The following is a 22,689-nucleotide window of genomic DNA, read 5'->3' as shown; positions in this document are numbered from 1 at the left end:
GATGTTTAGCGAAGAATATAGCGGGGATTTACTCGGTTGGCAGACCATCCGTGGTCTGCTAAATGGAATTATTTAGGTTGCAATGGTAATAACATCGGGATCTCACAGGCATGGTGGCCGGTATTTCCTAGTGGTGCGCTCAGAGGGTAAAAGCCTAAGTGTTCATAGAGCTTGAGTGCTTCTTTTAATATCGCAGTCGTTTCTAAGTAGCAGCTTTGGTAACCCGTTTGACGGGCAAAGTCGAGAGCGAGTAGTGCTAAACGTTTAGCTAAGCCTTTACCGCGGATTTCAGGCATAAAGTACATTTTTTGTAGTTCACAAATGCCTGCATTATTGGCAAGTGGGGCAATGCCTGCACCACCAACGACTCTACCTTCATATTCAACAACCCAATATTGAGCACCCGCTTGCGAATAAATCTGGCTTAGACAATCTAAGGTCGGGTCAGCCACGCTATAGCCTTTATCTGCGGTTAAACCATATTCGGCAGATACATCGCGGATAACTTGGGCTATGGCGGCATCATCGGCGGCTGAGGCTGCACGAATTATGCAGCCTGACTGTTGTTTGGCTTTATCTATTGCTTGGTTGTACTGCATGAGGGCTTGCTCAATATGGTGAATTTGATCAGAGGTGAGTTGCGCTAAGATTTCTTGAAACAGCTGATTTTGTTGGTTATCGAGTTTTGCGAGTAGCTTTTTACCCGCGCTCGTCAGTTGTACGACAAGGCAGCGATTATCCTTTGGATGCATTTGGCTCTGGGCGAGATGCTTATCGATTAAGTGCTTTATTGCTCGGCTAGCATTGGATTTATCAATACTTAGTTTGCAGGCGAGATCTTTAATGGTTTGCGGTTGATTACCGATCTCAAGCAAAGCATGGGCTTGCACGGGGGAGAGAGGTAAATCACCGACTGCTGCGTTAAGCATGCCTAGATGCCTCACCATATAGCGAGAGAGCTGCCGAAGTTGGCTAGATGAGTCTAAATCATTTGCCATAGTTTAATTAAACGCCTTTACGTTATGCAACGTTGAGCCTGACGAGTATTGCAAGCCGGTGGGCTAGCTAGGCTTATATCGCATAATTTAGTTGCAAGTTACAACTAAATTAGCGGGCTTTGCGTTGTTTTGCAATATTTTATTAACAAATTTATGGGTAAATCTCGGGATTTAAAAACGGCGCCATCGCGAGAATGATCGCTTGGGTATAATTGCTTTCACGAGTAGCGTGGCCGTGGGTGAGCAGGCCTATTGCGCCACCTTTTTGTTTGATATTGACAGTATTAAACAGTCTATCCATCACATGACCCAACTCTTCACCCGCTTCAAGTGCTTGATAGACCTGCATCGGCAGCGGTAACTGAGCGCCACGGCCAATGCTTAAGCGTTGCTGGTGAGCAATCGCAATATAGGCAAAGGTTGCTGGGCCAAACTCGAAATGGTCGACGCCGCCTTCCATCGCAAAATAATAATCAGCTTCGGTATGCCGTTGGCAATAGTTAACGCGATTCACTGCACCTTGGCGGGTATCGCTATCTGTCATGGGCTGGGCGGGGACGCCAGAAGGTGCGTCCATGCTGAGGGTTTCAATCTGGGATTCAGGAAACAGCAGCTTCATCGCATTGGTCGCAGCATTCACTTTGACGGGGTTTTTCGACCCAACGATTACCTTGATAATATTTTGTTGCATATAAGTTATTTATTTTGATTTTTAAAGTGGACGCTCATATGGATCATTGCTTAAATGGTCGGAGGTGTCTCGCCTATGGGTTTTCTATTCTGCCATATTCATTGCTATGACTCAGTAAAAAGAGCTCAGTAAAAGCAAATGTTTGGGGAGCAAATAGCCATAGCCGAGCATCAGGAAGCGACATGCCATTATTGCTCCTTCAGTAAGTTAGCTGATTTAAGCAGTAAAGCGATGTCATTGAAGGAACCAAAATTAAGAGATAATAATAATGAAATTCAACAAACTCATGATCGCGATGGGGATGGCCTGCGGGGTGATGCTCACAGGCTGTAACGATAGCGAAGATAGTACTCCACCTACCGAACCTGAAACCCAACTGCAAACCTTTGCCCCTAATGGCTTACTCAAAGCCAATATCCGACGAACCACCTACGGCGTACCCCATATCCAAGCCGACAATTTAGAAAGCCTCGGTTTTGGTAGCGGTTACGCGCAAGCGCAGGACAACCTCTGCGTGCTCGCCGATGGTTTCATTAAGGCGAATTCCCAGCGCTCTATGTACTTTGGCCCCCATGCGTCGATAGATTTCACCACAGGGCTACCTACCGCCGAAGATAATGGCAACTTAATCTCCGATTTTGCCTACAAAGCCTTAAAAATCCGTGAGCAAGCCGAAGCTAAGTGGCCGCAGTTTAGTGAACGCTCTCGTGCATTGATCCAAGGTTTTACCGCGGGTTATAACCAGTATCTTGCGGATGTGGAGGCGGGCAAACAAACAGCAGAACCTTTCTGTGGCGGCCAACCTTGGGTAAAACCTATCGTGCCTGAAGATGTGGTCACTTATTTGTTTTCCATTGCATTGTTACCTGGTGCGGCTAACTTCCTCGATTTGATTTTCTACGCTAATCCTGGGGATGCGCAGGAATATATGCCACGTATCGTGGGGCCTGCGCCGAGCCAAGAGCAGACCGCGTTTGTTAGCGATATGCAGTCTAAATTGATAGCCCGTGCTGCCCGTATTACCACGCCAGAAACCAATCCTCGGGATTTAGGCTCTAACGGCTGGGGACTGGGTAAAGATAAGACCGAAAATGGTCGCGGTATGGTGCTGGGCAACCCGCATTTCCCGCACACGGGTAACCTGCGTTTTTGGCAATCCCATATTACCATCCCTGGGCATTTAGATATGATGGGTGGCTCGCTGGTGGGGATGCCTGGCCCGATTAATATAGGTTTTAACAAAGACTTAGCTTGGACTCATACCTTCTCAACCGCTGAGCATTTTGTGATGTACAACCTTGAGTTGGTCTCGGGCGATAGATTGCAATATCTGTTTGATGGTAAGCCCATGCCGATCAATAAAGAGACGGTTTCTATCATAGTGAACGCCGGTCCTGCGGGCATGTTAGTGGCTGAAAAGGATATTTACACCACGGCCAAAGGCCCTATGGTTGAGGCGCCACCTACGCTTGCGCCTTTTGGTTGGGATGATGGCAGTGCCTTTATGATCCAAGATGCCAATATGGCGACAATGGATCCTGTCGATCACTGGCTCGCCATGAACTTAGCGACCAATAAAGATGAATTTCAACAAGCCTTTAAAGATTACGACGGGGTTATTTTCAACAACACTATGTATGCCGATAAAGAGGGCAATGCCTTCTATATCGACGACTCGACAGTACCCGGTTTGTCCGAGTCTGCCGTTGTGCTGTTAAAGACTTCGCCCGATATTAAGGCGGCAAAAGAGAAAGCCGGCTTTACTATTTTGCCGGGTAATACTTCCTTGTTTAGCTTTAGTGGCCCCACGCCCTATGAACGTGCGCCTAAGCTGGAGCGTAGTGACTTTGTGCAAAACTCCAATGACTCCTTCTGGTCAACAAACTTGAATGAGCCCCTGACCTACTTCTCGCCTATGTATGGCCCAGAAGCAGGGCAATTATCGCTGCGTACCCGTATGGGATTAACGCTAATGCAGGATGCGGCAGGCAGCGATGGTAAGTTCAATCTCCAAGAGTTGGAGGCCGCCGTATTATCAAATCGTAGTTACTTGGCTGAACTGGTCTTGCCGGCATTAATTGCCCAATGTGAGGCACAAGGCAGTACGCCTGTGGTAGTGTCTGCCAGTTTATCAAAAGATCTCACCTCAGCTTGTGCGGCGTTAAAAGCCTGGAATGGTAAGCAAGATAATGACAGCAAAGGCGGCGCCTTACTGCGCGAATTTGCCCATCAATTTAATCAAAAGACGATGCTGACCAAGGGATTTGATCCCGCGAATGCGGCGACCACTCCGAATACACTGGCTACTGACGGCAGTGCATTAGTGGCGCTTGCTCATGCGGCGCTGAATTTAGAAGCCTCAGGTTTTGCTTTAGATGCACCGCTAGGTGATGTGCAGTTTGTCGAGAAGTCTCTTCCCGATGGCACTGCCAGCGGAGCGCGTCTACCTTGGCCAGGGAGTCACAACGCTGAGGGTGGTTTTAACGTGTTTTCAACTAGCTTATCAGGCGACGATACGTTAATTCCACAACATAAATATGCGCCTCTGATGGACGTCGTTACAGGCAAAGCCATGGGTTCTGGCTTAACGGCGAAGGGATATCAAATACGTTATGGTTCAAGTTGGATGATGGCGGTGAGCTTTACCGATGAGGGCCCTGTTGCGCGCGGCATACTCACTTATTCTGAGTCGAGCAATATACTGTCGCCTTCGTTTACCGACCAAAGCAATCTGTATTCCAGCAGTAAGAGTTTCCGTCCTTTACTGTTTAAGGAAGCTGATATTGCGCCAGCCGTAGTCTCAACGACTGAGTTGGTGCTGCAAAAAGCCCAATAATGCTGCGCTAGTCGGGTGGTGATTCATTGGCCCACTTAGGTGGGCCTTTTTATTGGGTGGGCTTTTTATAGGTTGTTCAACGTTACAAAATGTAAAAATTTAACAATGTCGCTAGTGATCTAGTTCAAGTTTCTATAGTGGTTGTTTGAATCTAGTCTTATTTATCAGTTTTTTGTGACTTAGCGCGTTTTTGTGGCTTTTATCGACGGCAGAGTAATGTCGCCATTTAGGCTTAAGGGTAAATTTACTGTACTTTCTTGGTGATTAATTGTGATCACTTTGATGCGCCATTGAAAATTTATTACATAAATTCATAGATCTAGATCTCAATCCCAGCTTTATTTGAAATTCCATTACTTAAAATGGTTTTAGATCAACTTTTGCTTAAGCTTTTTCGCTATCCTTACGCCGAATTTTTTATGCGGTTTCACCGTAAGGTAATTTTACTATGCAAAAAGATGCGATCAGTGTTTTAGAAACACCTCAAAGCACGCAAGAAAGCACAACAAGACGCTTACCTTGGACGCGCCAAGATACTACTTGGATGCTGAGTTTATTTGGTACCGCTGTGGGGGCGGGCATTCTCTTTCTACCTATCAATGCGGGTATGGGTGGTTTTTGGCCCTTAGTCTTGATGGCCATCATCATCGGACCTATGACCTATTTGGCCCACCGTGGTCTTTCACGCTTTGTTTGTTCGTCGAGCATTCCTGGCAGTGACATTACCCAAGTGGTTGAAGAACACTTTGGGATTGGCGCGGGCAAGGCGATTACGCTGCTCTATTTTTTAGCGATCTATCCGATTGTGCTGATCTATGGCGTGGGGATCACTAATACTGTTGATAGTTTTATCGTCAACCAATTGGGCATGGCATCACCGCCGCGTTTTCTGCTTTCTGGTATCTTGATTTTCGGCATGATGGCCGTGATGGTAGCCGGTGAGCAATTTATGTTGAAAGTGACTCAACTGCTGGTGTATCCGCTGGTAGGGATTTTGGCCTTTATGTCTTTGTATCTTATTCCTGAATGGAAAATGGATGCACTGCAAGTTGTGCCTGAAACCGGCGCCTTTTTAGGCACAGTATGGCTAACCATCCCTGTACTGGTGTTTGCCTTTAACCATTCTCCGGCGATTTCGCAATTTTCGGTTTCCCTTAAGCGCGACCATGGCGGCAATGCCGCACGTAAGGCCGATGTGATCCTGCGTAATACGTCGATGATGTTAGTCGGCTTTGTGATGCTATTTGTGTTCTCCTGCGTGTTGTCATTGTCGCCTGAACAATTGGCCGAAGCGAAGGCAAAGAACCTGCCGATTTTGTCCTATTTAGCAAACGTGCATGATAGCGGTTTTGTCAGTTATTTCGGGCCTTTCATTGCCTTTATCGCGATTGTTTCTTCCTTCTTTGGTCACTATATGGGCGCAACTGAAGGTATGAAGGGCATTATTGTTAAGCAATTACGCTCAAGCAATAAGCAAGTCTGTGACAATAAACTGAACAAGTTTATCCTCGTGTTTATGTTTGCCACCATTTGGGGCGTTGCGATTAAAAACCCAAGTATTCTGGGAATGATTGAGGCGCTAGGCGGCCCAGTGATTGCGGCGATTTTGTACTTAATGCCAATGTATGCGGTGTATAAAGTGCCGGCGCTAAAAGCTTATCGTCACCGTATCAGCAATGTGTTTGTGGTTATTGCGGGTTTACTGGCGATGACGGCGATTCTATTTGGTCTACTCAGTTAAGACTGAGATATATAAGCGGTTTAAATGAAAGGATCGAGCATTGCTCGATCCTTTTTTATTACTTTTCTTCGTACATTAGATAGTAACTTTGCTTCATCCCTAAGGCTTGGTAGGTTTGCTGGGCTGCGAGGTTTTCCTGCTCGACATATAAACGGAAACTGGCGGCGCCACCATTGGCCTCGGCTAATTGTTTTACCTCAGCATAGAGTCTGCCATAAATCCCCTGACGGCGATTTTGCGGGCGAATATATACGCTCTGGATCCAGTAGTAATCTTTGGCGCGCCAGTCACTCCACTCGAAGGTCACCATCAGCGAGCCGACAATTTCTCCTTCGATTTCAGCCACCAGGTAAAAGCCTTTTTCGGGATGACTAAGTAGGGTATTGACGCCTTTGATAAGCGTGGTTTCATCTAAGGCAAGACCTTCAGTCTCTTGCGCCATTGCCTGATTAAATTGGACTAGGGCGCTAAGATCTTGCACTTTAGCTTTACGGATCAACATTTAACAACTCCTCGGCGGTTAATGGTATTTACCGCTCTTGTGTTTGGGATGACGCTGATGTATCGGGATGAGTTAGGCATACACTGTAGCACGGAACCCCCCATCAGAACGAGTGAGCACAGATCCCTATTGCCCTTTAATTGCGGCTAAATTTTGTACGACTAAAGTCTAATCTGCTAGGCTTGAATAAGGTTTTCACTAGCAGAAGTGGCGCGATTATGGGATTCGTTAAATCAACTCGTCGGTTTAAACCAATATTCTTACAACCTTATGATGCTCATAAAGATCTTCAAGTTAACCATGGGATGCACTTTATGCTAACTTTAGTTACCTTTGGCTTATGGGGGCTGGTTTGGTGGTATTTGATCCTCAAATCTCAGGGGGAAAATCAGTCACTCTTTAGCGGTTTCGATGATGACTATTGGAGCTACCTTATCGAGTGCGAGCAGCCGCCTGCATCGTTGTATCGTCAACGTTTTGCTCCGTCAGACAATACGGCGCAATTCGAAGCCTAAGCCATGCTTTAGCTGGATTTTGCCGCGGTTGATATCAACGTGATATAGATCATCCTTAAAGTTTTATTGCTTATGGTAGACTCGGCGGCTGGCTAATTGAAGGTTAGTCCCGCCAAGGATAAGGCTTCGCCCTATCATCATTTCAAATTCAAGGTTATAAACATGTCAAAACAAAGGTCATCAGCCTTAGGCCGGATCTGGTCTGCTTGGATGTCAGTGCCCCTGTGGCTACAAATTTTCGTTGGTATGGTGCTCGGGATTCTGGTGGGGGTCACTTTAGGCGAGCAGGCTTCCTACCTAAAACCTATTGGCACGCTGTTTGTTAATACCATCAAAATGCTGATTGTGCCTTTAGTCTTTTGTTCCTTGATTGTTGGTGTCACCTCAATGGAAGATACCGCCAAAATGGGCCGGATTGGTTTTAAATCCTTTGCGTTTTATCTCTGTACGACGGCGATTGCGATAAGCCTAGGCTTAGTGGTGGGCTATGTGATTCAACCTGGTGCGGGTGTTCCTTTGTTGCAACACGAGGCGGTAAGTACGGCCAAAGAAGTACCCTCGGTGATGCAAACGCTGATTGATATAGTGCCCACCAACCCCGTCGCTGCATTGGCGAGTGGCCAGATCCTACAAGTCATTGTGTTTGCCGTGGCACTTGGGATTGCATTGGTATTGATTGGCGACCATGGCAAACCTGCGATTAAGGTGTTTGAGAGCCTTGCCGAGGCCATGTACAAGTTGACCGATATGGTGATGAAGCTTGCGCCCTATGGTGTGTTTGGTCTAATGGCATGGGTTGCGGGTGAGTATGGCATCGACATGCTATGGCCACTGATTAAAGTCATTATTGCCGTTTATATTGGCTGTATTATCCATGTGTTAGGTTTCTACAGCATAGTGCTGCGCCTATTTGCCAAGCTTAATCCGTTGCATTTTTTTAAGGGGATCAGCAATGCGATGGCGGTGGCATTTACCACCTCAAGTTCGGCAGGCACTTTACCTGCAAGTATGAAATGTGCGAGCGAATATCTTGGGGTAAACAAGAAGATCTCCAGTTTTGTATTGCCCTTAGGCACCACCATCAATATGGATGGTACAGCCCTATACCAAGGCGTGACCGCGCTGTTTGTGGCGCAGGCCTTTGGGATTGATTTAACTTGGGTCGACTATCTAACGATTATTTTAACCGCGACGTTAGCCTCAATCGGCACCGCGGGGGTACCGGGCGCAGGCTTAGTGATGTTGACTCTAGTGCTCTCGACTGTGGGCTTACCCTTAGAAGGTGTAGCCTTGATTGCGGGGATTGACCGCATTTTGGATATGGCGCGAACTGTTGTGAACGTCTCTGGTGACTTAGTGGCGACGACCGTAATTGCCAAATCAGAAGATGAGCTTGACGTTGAGCATTACAATGCTGATATGGTGCAAAGCGCCGTGATTGCAGAGCAAAATGCCGCAAACGAAAGTGCTGCGACTAAGAGTTAATCGATCGAGTTAAGATTTGATTCGAATAAAAAACCGCCAATCGGCGGTTTTTTATTATCGATACACTTTTATTTCAGTTGGGTTAACACTAAAACAGGTTTATCGTCGCTGCTGAGTAATGTCAGACGTCCTTGCACTAATTTGGCTTTAGCGACCAGTGGTAGTGCTTGCATGACTTTATGCTCTTGCTGCATCAATGAATCGACACAGGCTTTCATGGTGCTGCCACCAGGGATGATTTTCAACTCCTGTCCTTGCTGGTTATATTGGCCAAAAAAGTTATTGCAGCTGTTATTGCCTGAAAGCTTACCTTCTGCATCGAAGGTGATTTGAGCTGGGCTGTAATCAACAGTCGGTTGTCCTTGGACTGCTTCAATATGCCAGCTTCCCTGTAATGACACAGTGTCTTGATGGGCGACGTCAGTACTCTGACAAGCCGTTAAGCCAAAAAGTAATGCGCTTAATAGAAATGTTTGTTTTAACATTGTCTCAGTTCCTTTTTCGATATTCATGGCAATAGTGTACAAGTTTAGCGAGAGATAAAAAGAGGTTTATATGCAAGATAGCATTAAAAGCACTATGAATTTGTTGAAGTTTTTACATTGGTTAGGGGTTTTGATGTTAGTTTGTGGACTTGGGTTTTATATGTTGACTCAATGGAGTCTAGAAATCAGTGGGATGTTATTGATCGCAAGCTTAATTGGCTTAGGCTTAGTGTTGATGTCACCTTATCCTGTGGTGTTATTTATCCAATGGGCGAAGCGTCAGGATGAGTTGCCAAAGTAATAATAGCGTTTGCGACTTTTACAACTCGGCCGAGTCTGCAGCGGGGTTGTTATAAAGCTCGGCATTGATCCCTTTTGCCTGATTACTGCTCGATTGTGTTGGATCTTGCAACATAGATTTTAGTTTACAGCGAGCATCTTCCATCATGGGCGCTAACTTAGCCGTCGATTCAGGGGTAAAGAAACTGTAACTGGAATCGAGTTTAAGGTGATGATTTTGCTGTTCTAATTGTTTTTCGACCCGCTTCATAATGTGCAATATATCGCGTTCGCTATCGACAAAGGCTAACACCACAAACTGAGTCGCGCTGAAATGGGCTGCTACATCGGCTGTGCGGATGGTATCTTGAACCAAATTACCGAGGAGCCTGTGATGTTTCTCTTCTAAGCGTTTTTCCGGCGAGTCAGCTTCAATCAATTCGAAGAAAAGAATCCCTGCATGGGCGCCAAAGCGTCGTCCAAGATTGAGTTGCCTAGGAGCCATCATCATAAAGCCGTAATGGTTGAGCATGCCGGTCTCTTGATCGCGCATTGATAGCGATTCGATTCTATGGTTTTGACATAACAGGGATAATTCCTGCTGAAGCAGGATTTGGAAAGGTTCAAGCATGGCGCTGTTGCTTAAAGGATCGGCCATATGGGGATTTAACACGCATAGTGAACCAAATTGACTGCCATCAGGCCATGCAATGGGGCGGGACAGAATGTATTGAATTCCGTCAAAATCTCTTGGAAGTTCATCGAGCATAAAGCGGCTTAAATTGAGATAATCTCCGTCTATGTTGCTATTTTTTAATGCTTCAAAGAGCGGGAAGTTATTTGGAAAAAGCGTGCCAGAAGTAAAAAGCGGCGTTTCGCTAACGGAGCTGACGATCACTTCAAAACCCGATTGCGTTATCTGTAATACAAACACGTGGGTAGCGCTGTAGTAACTTTTTATTAATTCGCATTGTTGCATCCAACGACCTAAATTGACTTGAAGTAGATCGTTGTCAAGCACACTGATTTGGGGATTGATAGTCTCTGGCAGCATAAAATGGCGAGTGAATGACCTACAATTCAATAAGTGTGGGAAACAATAGCGTTATTAGCAAATTTTTTCCTAAAAGATAAAGTCTTTAGTATTTATTTAAGTATACTGACGCGCTTAAAATCTAGCGATAAGCTCAACTTGGACATACCTCTGATGCAAACGCGATTAGCAACTAAACAAGATGTTGATATATTGGCCGCGTTAGAGCGCCAGCATCTCAATGATGAGTTAATGTCTAATGGTGTCAATTTGGAAGGGCAAGCATTTAATCGTAATGAATTAACTCAGCTAATTGATAAGCATTGGATTGTGGTCGCTGAAATTAACGGACGCATTATAGGTTATGTGATTGCGGGACGTTGGTCGTTTTTTGAGACCTGGCCAATTTATCGCAATTTGTTGAAAAGATTGAATCGAATCAATGGCGATGGTCCTCAATTAACGGTGCAAAACAGCTGCCAATACGGTCCTATCTGGGTTGATAAAGCATATCGTGGCCAAGGCGTTTTTGAGGCACTTGTTACTCGCATTTACCGAGAAGTTGCGCCTAGTTTTACTTATCTGGTGACGTTTATAGCTGATGAAAATGAGCGTTCTTTGGCGGCGCATACTCGTAAAGCTAAAATGCAAGTTGCAGATTTTTTTACTTTTTCTGATAGGGATTATTATATTATGAGTGTTGATATTCGCTCATATGCACTCGCTCATCGTTAACTCGTTTTCCCGCCATATGTTACGTTGTTCTGCTTTCAAAAATCAGTATTTTTTAGGTTGATTGTGTCCTAAAAGATTGATCGACTATGTTTTATTAAATAGTTGTCAATAATAACCCTGATATCATGTTTGAACTTCGAAATTTTCTGGACAGAAGTTTTCTTATCTCTGTACGTGAGTCCTTTATCGCGTTACTGCCATTTATTCTTGTTAACTCACTACTATCACTGGTTATAGCGTTATTAAGTAGTTGGATCCCGGAATGGCAAACAACGGCATTTTTTTATGGCTTAACATTTTTTTCAGTGCAGCTTGCAAAGATATTTCCGTTGCTTGCGCTTATTTCTCTTTCCTTCCATTTTGCCAAATATCTTCAGCTTTCAGCGATTGTTGTGTGCTCAATCTCCTTTAGCATCTTACTGGCTTTGCATGTGCCAACCACAGAGGAAGTACTTAGCATTGATTATGTTGATGTGGTTTTAGGTGATCCTCGGGTGGTTTTATTACCGATTTTAACGGCATATCTATTGCGCATATTGGTTACTTGGCGATGGCTAGACTTAGTAAAAGGAAAAGCATTGAGTCGATATTTAAAACAGCATCTGAATATTTTTTTGCCAGTAGTTATTTGTTTTATGGTTATATTGATGCTTGTTACTGAAGCATCTGCCTTACTTAGCTGGTTTTTTTCGCCACTAATTGATACTTTGCAAACCGCGAGTATTGGGATCCAATTGTTTATCCGTATTTTATTAACCCATGTGCTCTGGAGCTTCGGAGTGCACGGTGATAATGCATATCTACTGTTAATAGGTGTCGATAATGGCTTGACTGAGGTTGTACCTAATCTAACCGCTAGTCAATTTATGGATTTGTTTATTCTTTACGGTGGCAGCGGGGCGACTTTATCGCTCATTATTGCTATTTTCATTAGTTCTAAAGACAGTGCAACACGCCATATTGCTAAGATTGCAACACCCTTTGCATTTTTCAATATCAATGAAATATTGATTTATGGTTTACCTATTATTTTTAACCCTAGATTATTATTGCCATTTATACTCTCACCCATAGTTAATTTTATATTGGCCTATAGCGCCATCAGTATAGGTATTCTAGAATTTGATGCTCATAGCTTTCCTTGGATAACACCTCCATTTATTAATGCTTATATGGCGAGTGGGCATTTTAGTGCTGTAATATTTCAATGCTTTTTGATAGCTATCGGTGTGTTGATTTATCTACCATTTGTACAGCGATTTTCTTTAATGAGTGAACACTATGAGTTCGATCGTGAGCTTATCAAAAGGATTCAATTTCAAGCAGATATTGAGCTGATGAATGAAACACATTATCTAAAAAAACAGTCAGAGTCTTTAAAGGCTGAAATTAATTTAGAGAAAACCATCAAAGAGGTGTTAGCCGGTGAATTGCAGCTTCACTATCAACCTAAGATTGCTTTAATTGATGGTAAAGTGGTTGGATTTGAGGCTCTTATTCGTCTTCGGGATGAGTATGGGGCCTTAAAAGGCCCTTATTTTATTGATGCGTTTCAACGTGCGGGCTATTCCCACATTATTGATCGTTTTGTAATTAATACCGTTGCAGAAGATCTTGCTCGTTGGGCATTAGAGGGCTTTTTTCCTAAGGTCAGTATCAATATTGACCCCAATAACATCACCGATAGTCAATTATTAGCGATTATGAATGATAGATTAGGTAGTGTTGCTCATCAGGTCGAAATTGAGATGTTAGAATCGGCATTCATGTTGGATCTAAGCCGCATTGATAGCAGTATCAAACAGCTTAAGCTGTGTGGTTTCCGTTTTTGGTTGGATGATTTTGGTACTGGGTTTTCGAGTTTAAGTCTACTGAGTCGAATCAATGTTGATGGTATTAAGCTAGATCGCAGTATTCTCGCCAATGCCAGTGAGCCTAAAGGTCGTACTTTATATCTGCAAATTTGCAAACTTTGTAGTAGTTTAGGTTTTAGCTTAACAGCTGAGGGTGTTGAAACCCGTGTTGAAGCCGAGTTTGTAAAAGAAGCTGGTGTTGCTTATGTGCAAGGTTGGTTATATGCCAAGGCAATGCCAGGACCCGATGCTAAAGCCTTTTGGTTGGAGATAAATGGTGAGTAAATCCTTGGTCAATATCTTGTTGACTAACTATGCCCAGACAAGTTTATCGGCGTGGGACAACCTGCGCGTATTATTATCCGAGTGTGCCTTGCAGCAATGTGAGGCCCGAGGATTTGAAGTCGATTGCGACGATAGTCGCCCCCATTATTGGTTACAGATTGAAGATTGTTGGCTCGATTGCGGCCGCACCAATGCTTACAGTGCGGCTATAGTATGTTTAACGCCTGAGGTCGTTCAAGGTGCAAGGATAATTGGCGAACAAGAGTGTGCACTGTTATCCGCTGCGCAGATAAATCTGCTGTGTATGCAAAACGCCCATTTTGACCACTGCTAAAACATAAACAATTCTGATATTCCTTAGAATAATAAATTCTGCAGTGGCTTTGTGTTTCTTATTTCGCCAAACGAGAGATTACGATACGTCACGCATGTTGCACTGTATAACATCCCGCTAATTGTTAGAAAAGTGGAAACGTCAACACGCCCTAATAATGGCAAACTTAGTTACTCAGTGTTCTTGATAATAATTTGCTCGTTTGTTTATTAGCATTAAGTTATTTACTACCTCTTTTTGAGTATTTATTCTTGGCGTATTGGGATTTGGCTGCTTTACTTAACCTACTTATTTATCAAAATTTGTATTGTTTAGTGCTGGATGGACACTGCCATGATGGATGATGATTGGTGTGATGGATCGCATTTTATCGAACATGCCAAATTTCTGGCTGCTCTTCTAGATTCTCTGGAGGATCAAATTTCGGTAATTGATAGTACTGGTGTCATACAATTTACCAATCTTTCATGGAACCGGTTTGCTGAACAAAATGGTATGCCTAAGGGGCATAATTGGATTGGTACAAATTATATAAATGTGTGTGCAGGTTCTGACGAACCGCTTGCACTAATTGCATTAGAAGGTATTCGCCGAGTTATTCAGCATGAGCAAGAACGTTTTTATTTGGAATATCCCTGCCATAGTACTGATATATTTCGATATTTTATGATGCGAGTCGTCGCTGTTAAAGGGCTCGAGCCGGAGTTTTATGCCATTTCCCATGTCAATATTACTGAGCGTAAGTTGCTAGAGTTAGAAATCGCAGATCTTTCGGAGCATGATCCATTAACGGGATTAGCCAATCGACGCTTATTTAGTCGTTTTTTGCACAATGAGTGGCGTCGAAGTCAGCGAGAACAGACACCGCTTTCCCTTATTATGCTGGATTTGGATAACTTTAAAACCTGTAATGATCATCTTGGTCATCAGGCGGGAGACGATTCACTGCAGAGGGTGGGACGGATATTAAAGTCTTTTTGTCAGCGCCCTGCTGACCTACCTTGTCGGTTTGGGGGAGACGAGTTTGCGTTAATCCTTGGGAATACTGATAGAGAAAATGCGCTGCATATTGCAGGAGAGATTTGTCGGGCGATTAAAGCGTTAGATTTAGTTATTCAGGGTGATATTCGATTGAGCGCCAGTATTGGTGTCGCAACGCTCTATGCCAATCTTGGCGAGTCAGAAACTCAGTTGCTTACTGCCGCTGATGCCGCGTTATATGTTGCTAAACGATCGGGTAAAAATTGTTACCATGGAGTGCATAGTGAGCCTAGTTTTACGGAGTAATTGGCCCAGCGTCAGATGTTTATCTGATGTGTAAGCGCGATGGTCGCGGCATGGTTTGAAACGCGAGACGTAGCAGCTTGAAAATAGAGTAAAAAAACCGCCCTTAGGCGGTTTTTTTACAATCGAAAGCTTAATGCAGATTATAGACCTGCATCTGCTCGCAGTGCGTCAGCTTTATCCGTCGCTTCCCATGGGAACTCGCTGCGGCCAAAGTGACCATAAGCGGCTGTCGCTTGGTAAATTGGACGAGCTAAGTTCAACATCTCAGTCAGGCCGTATGGACGCAGGTCGAAGTGTTGACGGACTAACTTGATTAAGACTTCTTCAGACACTTTACCTGTACCGAAGGTCTCAACGCTGATAGACGTTGGTTCAGCCACACCGATAGCGTAAGACACTTGGATCTCACAACGGTCAGCCAGACCCGCAGCTACGATGTTTTTCGCAACGTAACGGGCAGCATAGGCCGCACTACGGTCAACTTTTGATGGGTCTTTACCAGAGAATGCACCACCACCGTGACGCGCCATACCACCGTAGGTATCCACGATGATCTTACGACCGGTTAAACCACAGTCACCCATTGGACCACCGATAACGAAACGGCCAGTTGGGTTAATGAAGTATTTAGTGTCCTTGCTCAGCCATTGTGCTGGCAAAACTGGTTTGATGATGGTTTCCATCACGCCTTCAATCAAATCCGCTTGGGCGATATCAGGGCTGTGTTGGGTAGACAGTACAATCGCATCGATACCAACAATCTTGTTGTCTTCGTAGGCGAAGGTGACTTGGCTTTTTGCATCTGGGCGTAACCATGGCAGAGTGCCGTTTTTACGCACTTCTGATTGACGCTTCACTAATGCGTGGGCATAGGTGATTGGCGCTGGCATCAGAATGTCAGTTTCGTTGCTGGCATAACCAAACATTAGACCTTGGTCGCCGGCACCTTGCTCTTTTGGATCGGCGCGGTCAACACCTTGATTGATGTCTGGAGACTGTTTGCCAATCGCATTTAATACGGCGCAAGAATCGGCATCGAAGCCCATATCTGAATGGATATAACCAATTTCACGAACCGTTTTACGGGTCAGCTCTTCAATATCAACCCAGGCAGAGGTGGTCACTTCGCCACCTACTAATACCATGCCAGTTTTGACATACGTTTCGCACGCAACACGTGCTTTAGGATCTTGGGCCAGAATCGCGTCTAGCACAGCATCAGAAATCTGATCTGCAATTTTATCGGGATGACCTTCTGAGACCGACTCAGAAGTAAACAAGTGCTTTGCCATAGTAGGAAAATCTCGTTGTTAGCAATCAAACGTGTAGAAGCATCTACATCTAGACGGCTATTTTAGTGGAATTTCATCGCCATGACACCCCCAAAGCTAAATATTTCTGTACTTAGTGAGGTAAATCTCAGCTTTAAAATTTGAACTAAAAAGCATGTTAGTCATTTAACTGATTGAAAATAATTAATTAAAAGTGTTTAAAATCCATCTGATTCCGTTAAGGATACGCGGCGGCATTTCCTCTTTTCCACCCAGACGAGCTTTGGGGGAAATTGTACAGAGTATTGTCATAGCGACTTAAACTACGAATCATTGGCTTGAATAGTTCATCCTTAAGCCATTTTTTATCGCAAAAAGTTCTATTGGCGATGGTAAGGCGAGATTGTGATGAATTTTCGTTTGCGTCGCTTCGCTATGTAGGGGAAAATATGCGTCCAAATTGCCCGCTAGACCCCACAAATTAAGCAGGAGAGAGCATGTCTTCCCGTAAAGTACTCGCCAACGCAATCCGTGCGTTAAGTATGGATGCAGTTCAAAAAGCAAACTCAGGCCACCCAGGCGCCCCAATGGGCATGGCAGATATTGCTGAAGTGCTGTGGAATGATTTCCTTAAGCACAACCCGAACAATCCGAAATGGGTAGATAGAGACCGCTTTATCCTCTCTAACGGTCACGGCTCTATGCTGATCTACTCTTTATTACACCTCACTGGCTACGATCTGCCAATGGATGAACTGAAGCAATTCCGTCAGTTACATTCTAAAACCCCAGGTCACCCAGAATATGGTTACACCCCAGGTGTTGAAACCACCACGGGTCCATTAGGTGCGGGGATCAGCAACGCTGTGGGTATGGCGATTGCAGAAAAAACCTTAGCGGCACAGTTTAACCGTGAAGGTCACGAGATTGTTGACCACTACACTTACTGCTTCCTCGGCGATGGCTGCTTGATGGAAGGTATTTCCCACGAAGCGTGTTCTCTGGCTGGTACCTTAGGTTTAGGCAAACTGATCGCATTTTGGGATGACAACGGCATCTCTATCGATGGCCATGTTGAAGGCTGGTTTACCGATGACACGCCAAAACGTTTCGAATCATACGGCTGGCATGTGATTGCTAACGTTGATGGTCACGATAGCGATGCGATTCGCGCTGCTATCGAAGCGGCTAAAGCGGTCACCGACAAGCCAACCATGATCTGCTGCAAAACCATTATCGGTTTTGGTTCGCCAAACAAATCTGGCAGCCACGATTGCCACGGCGCGCCATTAGGTGATGCGGAAATCGCCGCGGCCCGTGAATTCTTAGGCTGGCCACATGCGCCATTCGAAATCCCTGCCGATGTATACGCTGGTTGGGATGCTAAAGAAGTGGGAGCAGCCCGTGAAGCGGCATGGAACGATAAGTTTGCCGCTTACGCGAAAGCTTACCCAGAACTGGCTGCCGAATACGAGCGCCGTGTACTGAAAGGTGAATTACCAGCCGATTTCGAAGCCAAAGCACAAGCCTTTATCCAAGAATGCCAAGCCAAAGGCGAAGGTATTGCGAGCCGTAAAGCGTCACAAAACGCGATTGCAGCCTTTGGCGCTATGCTGCCTGAACTGTTAGGCGGTTCAGCAGACTTAGCGGGTTCTAACCTCACCTTGTGGGCAGGTTCTAAAGGGATTCAAGACGATCCAGCGGGTAACTACGTGTACTACGGTGTGCGTGAATTCGGTATGAGCGGCATCATGAACGGTGTGTCTCTGCACGGTGGTTTTATCAACTACGGCGCGACTTTCATGATGTTCATGGAATACGCACGCAACGCTGTACGTATGTCTGCACTGATGGGAATTCAAAACATCTTCGTTTACACCCATGACTCTATCGGTCAAGGTGAAGACGGCCCAACTCACCAACCCGTTGAGCAATTAGCTAACCTGCGTATGACGCCAAACATGGCGGTATGGCGCCCATGTGACGCGGCTGAAACCGCAGTCGCGTGGAAAGCGGCTATCGAACGTCGCCATGCTCCAACATCACTTATCTTCAGCCGTCAAAACCTGAAGGCTCAAGCACGTACTGCTGAGCAATTAGCCAATGTGGCAAAAGGCGCTTACGTACTGCAAGACTGTGCAGGTACGCCTGAGTACATCCTGATTGCGACTGGTAGTGAAGTGCAATTGGCGGTAGAAGCTGCTGCGGCCCTGACTGAACAAGGCAAACAAGTTCGCGTGGTATCTATGCCATCAAACACTGAGTTTGATAAGCAAGATGCTGCTTACAAAGAATCTGTACTGCCAAAAGCCGTGACTAAACGTATTGCTATCGAAGCGGCACATACTGACTTCTGGTACAAGTATGTTGGTTTTGAAGGCACAGTTGTGGGCATGACTACTTTTGGTGAGTCTGCGCCAGGCAACGTGCTGCTGAAGCACTTCGGTTTCACCGTTGAAAATGTGCTGAACGCTGCAAAATCACTAGGCTAATTGTTTAGGTGATGGGATTACCGACAAAAGGTTAAACTTTTGAAAGGTTAATCTGTATAATGCGGCCTGCAATCGTTTGCAGGCCGTTTTTGTATATGCAGTATTGTTAAGAGGAAATAAAGACCTCAATGATCCGAGTCGCAATCAATGGTTATGGTCGTATTGGCCGCTCAATCCTTCGTGCTTTATATGAGTCCGGAAAACGCCAGCAAATCCAAATTGTCGCAATCAATGAGTTGGCTAAGCCTGAAGCCATTGTCCATTTGACCCAGTATGATACTACCCACGGTCGATTTCAGCCCAGAGTCAAATTAGTCGATGATCAGATGCTGATCGGCGATGACGCCATCAAAATTCTCCATGAACCTGATCCAGCCAAGCTACCTTGGTGCGAGATGGACATCGATATCGTCTATGAAGCGACAGGTGCCATTTTAGATCGCCAAAGCTGCGAAGCCCATATCCACGCGGGTGCCAAACAAGTCTTAATCAGTCATCCTTCATCGGCCGATGTCGACGGCACAATCGTTTACGGTGTGAATCAAGACTTACTGCGCGCCGAGCATACCGTGGTCTCCAATGCTTCTTGTACCACCAACTGTATCGTGCCTGTGATTGATGTACTGGATAAACACTTTGGCGTGAAAAGTGGCGCGATTACCACCATTCATTCTGCGATGAACGATCAGCAAGTGATTGATGCCTATCATGATGACTTACGCCGCACCCGAGCTGCGGGTCAGTCAATTATCCCTGTTGATACTAAACTTGCCCGCGGTATTGAGCGGATTTTGCCGCACATGAAGGACAAATTTGAGGCGATTTCGGTGCGCGTGCCGACGATTAACGTTACCGCTATCGATCTTTCGGTAACATTAGATAAAACAGTGGATATTGCGACCGTCAATCAAGTGTTAGAATTGGCCGCCAATGGACGATTTAACGGCATCTTAGGCTATACTGACGAGCCGCTGGTATCCTGTGATTTTAACCATGATCCGCGCTCCAGTATTGTTGATGGCACCCAGACTCGGGTGAGCGCAGGGCAGTTGGTTAAACTGTTGCTGTGGTGCGATAACGAGTGGGGCTTTGCCAATCGCATGTTAGATACCAGTTTGGCGATGATTGCAGCTAAACAAAGCTGAAGATAAGAATTGATACCAATGGGTTAAAGCGTAGTGGCCAATTCGACGGGATGTCGAGTGCCGAATCGCCATCTACACTAACCGATTGATGAAAAACCAGTTTGTTTTTTGATTATAAAAGGAAGCGTTATCATGGCAATTATCAATATGTCAGATTTAGATCTCCAAGGTAAGCGAGTGCTTATTCGTGAAGATCTCAATGTGCCTGTCAGCAACGGCGTCGTCACCAGTGATGCACGTCTGCGTGCCTCACTCCCCACTATCGAGTTAGCCCTTGCTAAAGGTGCGGCGGTAATGGTGATGTCTCACTTAGGTCGTCCAACCGAAGGTGAGTACAACAGTGAATTCTCCATGCAACCTGTGGTCGATTACTTGGCCAAAGCTCTGTCTTGCCCTGTGCGCTTAGCGACCGACTATTTAGACGGCGTTGAAGTGGCAGTAGGCGAAGTGGTTGTGTTTGAAAACGTTCGCTTTAACAAAGGCGAGAAGAAAAACGACGAAGCACTCTCTAAGAAGATGGCAGCGTTATGTGATGTGTATGTGATGGATGCTTTCGGCACGGCTCACCGAGCAGAAGCCTCGACCAATGGCGTTGGTTTATATGCGCCAATCGCCTGTGCTGGCCCATTATTGGCACAAGAGTTAGATGCTTTAGGTAAGGCGTTAGATAATCCAGCGCGCCCATTAGTGGCCATCGTTGGCGGCTCTAAAGTGTCAACTAAGCTGACTGTACTAGAAAGTTTATCCGGTATTGTGGATCAATTAGTGGTTGGCGGTGGTATCGCCAACACCTTTATCGCTGCGGCGGGCCACAACGTGGGTAAATCCTTATACGAAGCGGATTTAATTGATGAAGCTAAGCGCTTAGTGGCGAACGCCCAAAGTCGCGGTGGCGACATTCCTGTGCCTACCGATGTGGTTGTGGCGGGTGAGTTTAGTCCAACGGCTGCTGCGACCTTAAAAGCAGTGAGTGATGTTGGCGATAGCGACATGATTTTCGACATTGGCCCCGACAGCGCCGAAGCGTTAGCGAAAATCATTGAGTCTGCTGGTACTATCGTATGGAACGGCCCAGTGGGAGTGTTCGAATTCGACCAATTCGGTGAAGGCACTAAGCGTATCGCGCAAGCAATCGCTGATTCTAAAGCCTTCTCTATCGCTGGCGGTGGTGACACCTTAGCGGCGGTCGATAAATACGGTATCGCCGATAAAGTCTCTTACATCTCTACTGGTGGTGGTGCTTTCCTCGAGTTCCTCGAAGGCAAAGAGTTACCCGCTGTAGCTATGTTGAAAAAACGCGGTGCCTAACATTGAGTTAGGTATTGCGCTGTCGCGGCACTGCGCCGCGACAGCACAAAAAATGATAAAAAATTATAAAAAAACCGCTCCTTCTCTAAAGGGATTTACACATCACTAGAGCGATTGAGCATAAAAATCCATCCAAACGATAGCGACCTCGGTGACCCAGCGTTAATGTGAAGTCACCCTATTATTGGAGTTAAAAAAATGGCGTTAATTTCCCTACGACAACTACTCGATCACGCGGCAGAACATGGATACGGTGTGCCAGCGTTCAACGTAAACAACCTTGAGCAAATGCGCGCCATCATGCAGGCCGCAGAAGCCACCGACAGCCCTGTTATCGTGCAAGCCTCTGCGGGTGCGCGTAAATATGCGCGTCCACAATTCTTAAAATATCTGATGACGGCTGCACTTGAGCAGTATCCCGATATCCCTGTCTGTATCCACCAAGACCATGGTACTGACCCTGATATTTGTCAGCGTTCTATCCAATTAGGTATGTCATCAGTAATGATGGACGGCTCATTAATGGCCGATGGTAAAACCCCTGCTTCTTACGAGTACAACGTTGATGTAACTCGCAGAACCGTAGCATTCGCCCACGCTTGTGGTGTGTCTGTTGAGGGCGAAATCGGTTGTTTAGGCAGCTTAGAAACCGGTACTGCCGGTGAAGAAGACGGTGTGGGCGCTGAAGGCGTATTAAGCCACGATCAACTGCTGACCAGCCCAGAAGAAGCGGCACGCTTCGTTGCTGATACCCATGTTGACGCGCTTGCGATTGCAATTGGTACCAGCCACGGTGCATACAAGTTCAGCCGTAAACCAACGGGTGATGTACTGCGTATCGACCGCATCAAAGAAATCCATGCCCGCATTCCTAACACTCACTTAGTAATGCACGGTTCATCTTCTGTGCCGCAAGAATGGCTTAAGATCATCAACCAATACGGTGGTCAAATTCCTGAAACTTACGGCGTGCCATTAGAAGAAATCGTTGAAGGTATCAAACATGGTGTGCGTAAAGTGAACATCGATACCGACCTGCGCTTAGCGTCTACTGGTGCGGTACGTAAATACTTGGCCGAACACCCAAGCGAGTTCGACCCACGTAAGTTCCTGAAAGCCTCTATGGAAGCGATGGCAGACATCTGTACTGTTCGCTACGAAGCCTTTGGTTGTGCGGGTCAAGCTTCTAAGATTAAGCCTTTGTCTTTACAAGCAATGTACAAAGCGTATCAATCAGGTGCCTTAGATCCTAAGATCAATCTGTAAGCTTTAAATCACTTTTCAAAGCCCGCTGATTAGCGGGCTTTTTTATTTTACTTTAATAAGTTAGCTACTTTTTATTATAACTTGAATGCGTTTTTTTTCTGATACTTATGTTGGCTTTTTGTTTTGTATGTTAAGTATCTTTGGTGGA

The 22,689-nt window shown here is 45.5% G+C and carries 19 protein-coding genes; 13 read left to right on the top strand and 6 right to left on the bottom strand.

The features are described 5' to 3' along the window. Positions 1-68 precede the first annotated feature (68 nt). Positions 69-998 carry a bifunctional helix-turn-helix transcriptional regulator/GNAT family N-acetyltransferase gene (locus tag KXJ80_RS19535; protein WP_218737338.1) on the bottom strand — a complete coding sequence of 310 codons (930 nt, stop codon included), beginning with the start codon at positions 996-998 and terminating at the stop codon, positions 69-71. Between the two features lie 151 nt (positions 999-1,149). Further along, positions 1,150-1,689 carry an inosine/xanthosine triphosphatase gene (yjjX, locus tag KXJ80_RS19530; protein ID WP_218737337.1) on the bottom strand — a complete coding sequence of 180 codons (540 nt, stop codon included), beginning with the start codon at positions 1,687-1,689 and terminating at the stop codon, positions 1,150-1,152. Between the two features lie 268 nt (positions 1,690-1,957). Between yjjX and KXJ80_RS19525 the strand changes: the two genes are divergently transcribed. Continuing rightward, entirely contained in the window at positions 1,958-4,525 is a 2,568-nt protein-coding gene (locus KXJ80_RS19525; protein ID WP_218737336.1) for an acylase, read from the top strand. 448 nt (positions 4,526-4,973) lie between these two features. Further along, the gene (locus KXJ80_RS19520; protein WP_037414617.1) at positions 4,974-6,266 is read left to right on the top strand and encodes an SLC5/6 family protein; all 1,293 of its coding nucleotides are present in this window, start codon (positions 4,974-4,976) and stop codon (positions 6,264-6,266) included. Positions 6,267-6,324: 58 nt separating this feature from the next. Here KXJ80_RS19520 and KXJ80_RS19515 read toward each other — a convergent pair whose 3' ends face one another. Beyond that, positions 6,325-6,768, bottom strand: coding sequence for a GNAT family N-acetyltransferase (locus KXJ80_RS19515; RefSeq protein WP_218737335.1), 444 nt, complete (start codon positions 6,766-6,768; stop codon positions 6,325-6,327). A 218-nt stretch (positions 6,769-6,986) separates the two neighbouring features. Between KXJ80_RS19515 and KXJ80_RS19510 the strand changes: the two genes are divergently transcribed. Then, a complete protein-coding gene (locus KXJ80_RS19510; protein WP_037414621.1) occupies positions 6,987-7,283 on the top strand; it encodes a DUF4234 domain-containing protein in 297 nt (98 codons plus the stop codon). Positions 7,284-7,445: 162 nt separating this feature from the next. After that, positions 7,446-8,768, top strand: coding sequence for a dicarboxylate/amino acid:cation symporter (locus KXJ80_RS19505; RefSeq protein ID WP_037414623.1), 1,323 nt, complete (start codon positions 7,446-7,448; stop codon positions 8,766-8,768). Positions 8,769-8,836: 68 nt separating this feature from the next. Here the strand turns inward: KXJ80_RS19505 and KXJ80_RS19500 are convergent, their stop codons facing one another. Next, positions 8,837-9,253, bottom strand: a complete 417-nt coding sequence (locus KXJ80_RS19500) for an META domain-containing protein (RefSeq protein WP_047539874.1) — start codon at positions 9,251-9,253, stop codon at positions 8,837-8,839. Positions 9,254-9,323: 70 nt separating this feature from the next. Here KXJ80_RS19500 and KXJ80_RS19495 point away from each other — a divergent pair, with 70 nt between their 5' ends. Continuing rightward, the gene (locus KXJ80_RS19495; RefSeq protein WP_037414628.1) at positions 9,324-9,554 is read left to right on the top strand and encodes a hypothetical protein; all 231 of its coding nucleotides are present in this window, start codon (positions 9,324-9,326) and stop codon (positions 9,552-9,554) included. Between the two features lie 18 nt (positions 9,555-9,572). On the opposite strand, the gene KXJ80_RS19490 is transcribed toward KXJ80_RS19495, so the two are convergent. Beyond that, positions 9,573-10,586: a GGDEF domain-containing protein gene (locus tag KXJ80_RS19490; RefSeq protein WP_218737334.1), complete on the bottom strand. Its 1,014-nt coding sequence runs from the start codon at positions 10,584-10,586 to the stop codon at positions 9,573-9,575. A 153-nt stretch (positions 10,587-10,739) separates the two neighbouring features. Between KXJ80_RS19490 and KXJ80_RS19485 the strand changes: the two genes are divergently transcribed. From KXJ80_RS19485 to KXJ80_RS19470, 4 genes are all read left to right on the top strand, one after another. Further along, entirely contained in the window at positions 10,740-11,300 is a 561-nt protein-coding gene (locus KXJ80_RS19485) for a GNAT family N-acetyltransferase (protein WP_186293762.1), read from the top strand. Between the two features lie 125 nt (positions 11,301-11,425). Then, the gene (locus KXJ80_RS19480; protein ID WP_239000457.1) at positions 11,426-13,438 is read left to right on the top strand and encodes an EAL domain-containing protein; all 2,013 of its coding nucleotides are present in this window, start codon (positions 11,426-11,428) and stop codon (positions 13,436-13,438) included. Next, positions 13,431-13,772: a hypothetical protein gene (locus tag KXJ80_RS19475; RefSeq protein WP_144346614.1), complete on the top strand. Its 342-nt coding sequence runs from the start codon at positions 13,431-13,433 to the stop codon at positions 13,770-13,772. The genes KXJ80_RS19480 and KXJ80_RS19475 overlap by 8 nt, the downstream gene beginning before the upstream one ends. A gap of 333 nt (positions 13,773-14,105) precedes the next feature. Further along, positions 14,106-15,059: a GGDEF domain-containing protein gene (locus KXJ80_RS19470; RefSeq protein WP_218737333.1), complete on the top strand. Its 954-nt coding sequence runs from the start codon at positions 14,106-14,108 to the stop codon at positions 15,057-15,059. Positions 15,060-15,199: 140 nt separating this feature from the next. Here the strand turns inward: KXJ80_RS19470 and metK are convergent, their stop codons facing one another. Further along, a complete protein-coding gene (gene metK, locus KXJ80_RS19465; RefSeq protein WP_037414745.1) occupies positions 15,200-16,351 on the bottom strand; it encodes a methionine adenosyltransferase in 1,152 nt (383 codons plus the stop codon). Positions 16,352-16,827: 476 nt separating this feature from the next. Here metK and tkt point away from each other — a divergent pair, with 476 nt between their 5' ends. The 4 genes from tkt to fba all read left to right on the top strand — a co-directional run bounded on the left by tkt (position 16,828) and on the right by fba (position 22,541). Continuing rightward, on the top strand, positions 16,828-18,822 hold the full coding sequence (tkt, locus tag KXJ80_RS19460) for a transketolase (RefSeq protein ID WP_218737332.1): 1,995 nt from the start codon (positions 16,828-16,830) through the stop codon (positions 18,820-18,822). A gap of 128 nt (positions 18,823-18,950) precedes the next feature. Further along, on the top strand, positions 18,951-19,967 hold the full coding sequence (epd, locus tag KXJ80_RS19455) for an erythrose-4-phosphate dehydrogenase (RefSeq protein ID WP_240292447.1): 1,017 nt from the start codon (positions 18,951-18,953) through the stop codon (positions 19,965-19,967). 132 nt (positions 19,968-20,099) lie between these two features. Further along, positions 20,100-21,275, top strand: coding sequence for a phosphoglycerate kinase (locus KXJ80_RS19450; RefSeq protein WP_218737330.1), 1,176 nt, complete (start codon positions 20,100-20,102; stop codon positions 21,273-21,275). A 198-nt stretch (positions 21,276-21,473) separates the two neighbouring features. Continuing rightward, positions 21,474-22,541 carry a class II fructose-bisphosphate aldolase gene (gene fba / locus KXJ80_RS19445; RefSeq protein WP_011071213.1) on the top strand — a complete coding sequence of 356 codons (1,068 nt, stop codon included), beginning with the start codon at positions 21,474-21,476 and terminating at the stop codon, positions 22,539-22,541. The last annotated feature ends 148 nt before the right edge of the window (positions 22,542-22,689 follow it).

Source organism: Shewanella xiamenensis (assembly GCF_024971755.1).
Lineage (GTDB): Bacteria > Pseudomonadota > Gammaproteobacteria > Enterobacterales > Shewanellaceae > Shewanella > Shewanella xiamenensis.
This window is presented reverse-complemented; position numbering and strand designations above follow the sequence as displayed.

Coding starts and splice junctions, on each gene's coding strand:
- KXJ80_RS19480 (WP_239000457.1), top strand. CDS start 11,426: ATGTTTGAACTTCGAAATTTTCTGGACAGAAGTTTTCTTATCTCTGTA.
- KXJ80_RS19535 (WP_218737338.1), bottom strand. CDS start 998: ATGGCAAATGATTTAGACTCATCTAGCCAACTTCGGCAGCTCTCTCGC.
- fba (WP_011071213.1), top strand. CDS start 21,474: ATGGCGTTAATTTCCCTACGACAACTACTCGATCACGCGGCAGAACAT.
- KXJ80_RS19515 (WP_218737335.1), bottom strand. CDS start 6,768: ATGTTGATCCGTAAAGCTAAAGTGCAAGATCTTAGCGCCCTAGTCCAA.
- KXJ80_RS19495 (WP_037414628.1), top strand. CDS start 9,324: ATGCAAGATAGCATTAAAAGCACTATGAATTTGTTGAAGTTTTTACAT.
- KXJ80_RS19500 (WP_047539874.1), bottom strand. CDS start 9,253: ATGTTAAAACAAACATTTCTATTAAGCGCATTACTTTTTGGCTTAACG.
- KXJ80_RS19520 (WP_037414617.1), top strand. CDS start 4,974: ATGCAAAAAGATGCGATCAGTGTTTTAGAAACACCTCAAAGCACGCAA.
- KXJ80_RS19485 (WP_186293762.1), top strand. CDS start 10,740: ATGCAAACGCGATTAGCAACTAAACAAGATGTTGATATATTGGCCGCG.
- KXJ80_RS19470 (WP_218737333.1), top strand. CDS start 14,106: ATGATGGATGATGATTGGTGTGATGGATCGCATTTTATCGAACATGCC.
- KXJ80_RS19450 (WP_218737330.1), top strand. CDS start 20,100: ATGGCAATTATCAATATGTCAGATTTAGATCTCCAAGGTAAGCGAGTG.
- metK (WP_037414745.1), bottom strand. CDS start 16,351: ATGGCAAAGCACTTGTTTACTTCTGAGTCGGTCTCAGAAGGTCATCCC.
- KXJ80_RS19505 (WP_037414623.1), top strand. CDS start 7,446: ATGTCAAAACAAAGGTCATCAGCCTTAGGCCGGATCTGGTCTGCTTGG.
- yjjX (WP_218737337.1), bottom strand. CDS start 1,689: ATGCAACAAAATATTATCAAGGTAATCGTTGGGTCGAAAAACCCCGTC.
- KXJ80_RS19510 (WP_037414621.1), top strand. CDS start 6,987: ATGGGATTCGTTAAATCAACTCGTCGGTTTAAACCAATATTCTTACAA.
- tkt (WP_218737332.1), top strand. CDS start 16,828: ATGTCTTCCCGTAAAGTACTCGCCAACGCAATCCGTGCGTTAAGTATG.
- KXJ80_RS19490 (WP_218737334.1), bottom strand. CDS start 10,586: ATGCTGCCAGAGACTATCAATCCCCAAATCAGTGTGCTTGACAACGAT.
- KXJ80_RS19525 (WP_218737336.1), top strand. CDS start 1,958: ATGAAATTCAACAAACTCATGATCGCGATGGGGATGGCCTGCGGGGTG.
- epd (WP_240292447.1), top strand. CDS start 18,951: ATGATCCGAGTCGCAATCAATGGTTATGGTCGTATTGGCCGCTCAATC.